The following is a 4,178-nucleotide window of genomic DNA, read 5'->3' as shown; positions in this document are numbered from 1 at the left end:
CGGAGCAGCCGCCGCCTGCTCCGCCTATCCCGGATGAGCTGATTCAGCTGATGCCGGATTTTTTGAAGCCGCCTACCTCGTAGGTGGCTTTTTCTTTACCCAAAAACACTGCGCCCCTAGCCCCCCCAGGTTGGGGGCGCACCCATCTAATGAAAGGAGGCACCAGCATGCCAATGCTCACCAACCTAGCTGACGTACTCCGGGCCTATACCGCGCCGGACGGCTCAAAGCTCACCGTAGTCGAAACCGCCGGCTGGAAGACCCGTGGATACGCCGGGCAGGGCCTAACCGCTGCTGTGGGCCATATGTGGCACCACACTGCCACCGCGGAATCAGCTTTCGCGTATGCCGACTGCCCGACCCTGAACCTGCTCATCAGTGGCCGCCCTGACCTGCCGGGTCCCTTGTGTAATATCGCTTTTGGCCGCTCAGGCACGATCTACGTGGTGGCTGCCGGCGTGGCAAACCACGCCGGGCCTGGCTCAGCCGGTGGAGCCTACGCGAATACCGGTAATCACTACTTCATCGGCAACGAGATGGAATCCTCCGGTATCCGTGATGACTGGACTGAGGCTCAGCGCCGGGTCATGCCCCACCTGGGCGCCGCCCTAGAGCGTGGCTACGGGAAGGGTAAGGACTTCATCCAGATTGGCCATAAGGAATACTCCGACCAGGGCAAGATTGACCCGGCGTACATCGATATGAACACCCTGCGCCAGAATATCAACGACATTCTTTACGGTGGCACCACCCACGTGGCTCCCGCCGCGCAGAATGCTACCCCTGCCCCGGCCCAGCAGACCGCCGTGGGTAACAATCTCAATGCCCCGCACTGGACTGTGCGGGCTGGGGACACTCTGGCTAAGATTGCCCGCTACTACTTCGGCAACGCATCTGCAGCCGATATCAAGAAGCTGACCGACTACAACAGCATCAAGGACGCTAACAAACTGGCCATCGGTCAGCGCGTCTTTATCCCCGGCCCCCTGGTGTGGACCGTTGAGGCGGGTGATTCTTGGGAGAAGATTGCGGCCTATTACGGTTATAGCGTGCAGGCGGTCAAGGATCGTAACCCGGGTAAGAGCCTTGCCCCGGGTACTGTGATGATGATTTGGGGAGCAGGTGAGCGTTAGTGACTGGACCTATCTTTACTCATGATGTGGGCGAGCTCCTGGATACGGACTCCCCCACCCTGACCCCGTTGGCTGATACTGGTGGCGCGGTGTCCGAGCTAATACCTGCCCATACCCGTCGCTGGGTCTACGCCCTCTATGCTCTGGGCTCTGTGGTGCTGGGCGCGATCCAGGTTGGCTACAGTGCTGGGGGCTTCACGCACCCAGTCTGGCTGACCGTTGCAACCGCCGTCTGGGTCTTCCTAGGCGGCTCGCAGGGGCTACTTGCTCTGTTGAAGACCCCGCTGACCTAGTGGCTTGGAAAGAAACTGCCCCTCCCCGCTTTTGTACGATGGAGGGGCAGTTTTACTTATTCTTTAGTACTTGCCTGTAAAGAGGGAGAATCGCTCAACCTATTTTTTAGGGAGCTGGCAACCGTATTTGTTCATTGCAAGCGATGACCCATTGAAGCAACTAGGAACGTAGTGTGTTTGCGTTCCGTATCCTCGTTTAACGAAGCTTCTTTTCCTACCTGAGGAATCTACTTCGCAGGCATTGCCCATAGAACATTCCTGTCTGCCTTCAACATAAGTGTTATTGACTCCTATGATAGAGCCGTTATTGGCGTTGATGATTGGTGAGCCACTTGAACCTGGCTGTACCTGGCAACCGGAAGCTGTGTAACGCATGGCATCTTTCCATACCCATGACCCCTCATGCAGTTCATGTGCAAAACCATCTATTTTGCAGGAGTAAGTTTTCATCCAGTAAGTACTTGGGATCTGAATAGGAGTTCGTGCGGAGGGGCGTTGGGCGGAGAAAGGGCGAACTTTCACACCGCTGGCTTTAAGCTGGGAGTAAGTTTTGTTCGTACGTAGGATGGCTAAGTCAGTGTTGTCCATCGTGGCGTACACAATGTCGGTCAGTTGGGCTTTGGTGAGTTCGCGAGGTTGCGTTCCTCCATAGAAGGAAACTTCTTTGAAGTAGGAAGCGCCGTTGCGTTGCAGTGAGTAATCAGTGATGACCTCGCCGCGTTCCATGAAACGGTCAAAAACGGGTTTGATGCAATGGCCATTGGTCATTACTAAGGCACGGTCGCTGTCTTTTGCTCCTGGGAGTTGGATGAGGGAGGCAGAGCAGTTATAGATGCCTACGGTAGAGTCAAAGGTTTGGTATGGGTTTTGTGCTTGAGCTGGTGCGGTTGCAGCTGTGGAAAGGGCTGCTATAAGAGCGGTAGTTGTGGCTACTAGTCGGGTGATAAGGCTGAGTTTTGTATTCATGAGGAATCCTTGAGGTTGAGTCTAAGGCACTCAGATGGGTATGGTTATCTTTGGAGAGATAGTTTCTGTCTTCTGAATATCTAAATATGAAGGGCGCCCTGTTTACAGCTTCTACACGGTAGACAGGGCACCCTTTTCCTATACATGCTGGGTTTTCTTTAGATGGTCCAGCATGATTCGGTGTAGTACTGGTAGGCCAACTTGCCAGCTGCGGTGCCGTATTGTGCGAATTCTTGCTGGAACTTGTAGTCCAGGGTGATGCGAGTGTTGTTGTTGACGGCCTTGGTCATGAGCTCGTGGATGCGGTAGGAGTCTTTGCCCATTGCGCGGGCGAGCTTATCGTAGGTGGCAGAGTATTCGCGGGTGCAGGCTACCTGTTTTCCGGAGCTGGTGTATGCCTCTGGGGATGCGTATGCCTGTGCTGGTGCGAATCCTGCTGCTAGAAGGCCGGCAATCAGGGGGTTAGGATGATGGTTTTCAGTGGACGCTTCATTGGGTTTACCTCGTTTCTTGTGGTGTGCTCTTCAGCCGTTGCACGCCTGCATGCATCTCTTATCTGAAGAGTCTACGTGTCAGTTCTTAGCTGACAATTTAAGCATAACTAGCATATTCGTTCTAGATAAAGACTTTTTTGGATGTTTAAATCATGACGCTGTATGTCATGCGCTGAGTTTTATGAGGCTTTAGAGTTCAGCTTTGTATCCGTTGCCGTCTCGGATGAGGATGATGCGTTCAGGCAAAGCTGGGTGCGATGCGGGCTCAGAATTATCTTCTTGATAGAACCATTCCAGAGGTACCCCGGTAGCTTCAGCGATAGCTTCAACAATCTCAGGCGGAGGAGTGCGCTGCTCTTTCTCGTAGCGTGTCATTGAATTCGCCGATACCCCCACAATTGAGGCAAGCTCATGCTGTTTAAGCCCAGCATCTGTACGAGCCTTAATAATTCTGTCCTTAAGAGTAAATCGGGGGATATGCATATCTACATCTTACCCATCTGGGTGATGAATATACCGACACACCCTAAACTCAGTTTATAAACCACCCATAAATAGATATATTCAATACAAGTGGTTTATTTATCACCCACTTGGGTAGTCCTTCTTCCTTTACGGTTCTTGAAACCCGGCACCCAGCCTTGCAAGCTGCGGAGCGAAAACAAGCAACCGGCCGGTTAGCCCCGTTGGACTGGGGCACATGACAGAGAGAGCCATTACCGGCATTGGCACACAAAGGCGTTCAGCCCTTGGGGTAGCTCCCCAGGCAGAACTCATACGACAAGGCGCCCATAGCCACAGTACACGCTCAGCACAGGGGGTCTACTCGTCGTATCTGGGAGAGGAAACCCAGCGGCAGAACCTCGGGCTCTTTTGGGGGATGGGAATTCAAAAGTTCCCGCGTAGCGCAAACCCCCGCCAGGGGCACCACTTCCAGCCCACCGGGCTGGCACACCAACCTAACCACTAACCAACCCATAACGGATAGAAAGACCCAGCCATGACAACCCGCCCCACCGAAACCAGCACCAGCGAGATCACCCGCCGCATCGTTGCCAGGCTTGGAGAGAACATCAGCATAGACCAACTCTATGAGCAAATCATCGCAGAACTCAAGGAAGAATACGTAGCAGACCCAGACCAGCAACTGCACTACACCCACACCAAAGCACCGAATAGCCCAGCACTCTGCGGGGAACCTGCACCATCAGGGGGCTGGTTCAACCCCAATGCCCGGGCTAAGACCCAGTGGCTCAAACTCGTTGGCAGCATCTGCCCCATCTGCTCCCACG

General features: G+C 54.0%; 6 protein-coding genes. 3 read left to right on the top strand and 3 right to left on the bottom strand.

Translation table 11 applies throughout. The annotated features are described in order from the left end of the window. Positions 1-167: 167 nt before the first annotated feature. Together E4U03_RS12265 and E4U03_RS12260 are read left to right on the top strand one after the other, a co-directional pair. The gene (locus tag E4U03_RS12265) at positions 168-1,133 is read left to right on the top strand and encodes a LysM peptidoglycan-binding domain-containing protein (protein WP_209304177.1); all 966 of its coding nucleotides are present in this window, start codon (positions 168-170) and stop codon (positions 1,131-1,133) included. Then, the gene (locus E4U03_RS12260) at positions 1,133-1,426 is read left to right on the top strand and encodes a hypothetical protein (protein ID WP_135014003.1); all 294 of its coding nucleotides are present in this window, start codon (positions 1,133-1,135) and stop codon (positions 1,424-1,426) included. The genes E4U03_RS12265 and E4U03_RS12260 overlap by 1 nt, the downstream gene beginning before the upstream one ends. Before the next feature lie 99 nt (positions 1,427-1,525). On the opposite strand, the gene E4U03_RS12255 is transcribed toward E4U03_RS12260, so the two are convergent. From E4U03_RS12255 to E4U03_RS12250, 3 genes are all read right to left on the bottom strand, one after another. Further along, the gene (locus tag E4U03_RS12255; RefSeq protein ID WP_135014002.1) at positions 1,526-2,392 is read right to left on the bottom strand and encodes a S1 family peptidase; all 867 of its coding nucleotides are present in this window, start codon (positions 2,390-2,392) and stop codon (positions 1,526-1,528) included. Positions 2,393-2,550: 158 nt separating this feature from the next. Further along, a complete protein-coding gene (locus E4U03_RS13020) occupies positions 2,551-2,715 on the bottom strand; it encodes a hypothetical protein (protein WP_167752434.1) in 165 nt (54 codons plus the stop codon). Positions 2,716-3,075: 360 nt separating this feature from the next. Further along, positions 3,076-3,369, bottom strand: a complete 294-nt coding sequence (locus E4U03_RS12250; RefSeq protein ID WP_135014001.1) for a helix-turn-helix domain-containing protein — start codon at positions 3,367-3,369, stop codon at positions 3,076-3,078. A 517-nt stretch (positions 3,370-3,886) separates the two neighbouring features. Between E4U03_RS12250 and E4U03_RS12245 the strand changes: the two genes are divergently transcribed. Next, positions 3,887-4,178: hypothetical protein (locus tag E4U03_RS12245; protein WP_135014000.1), on the top strand; the 292-nt coding region annotated here is incomplete at its 3' end.

The sequence above is a fragment of the Rothia nasimurium genome (assembly GCF_004569295.1).
Taxonomy (GTDB): domain Bacteria; phylum Actinomycetota; class Actinomycetes; order Actinomycetales; family Micrococcaceae; genus Rothia; species Rothia nasimurium_B.
Note: the sequence above shows the minus strand (reverse complement) of the source record. Positions and strands in the feature narration are given on the sequence as shown.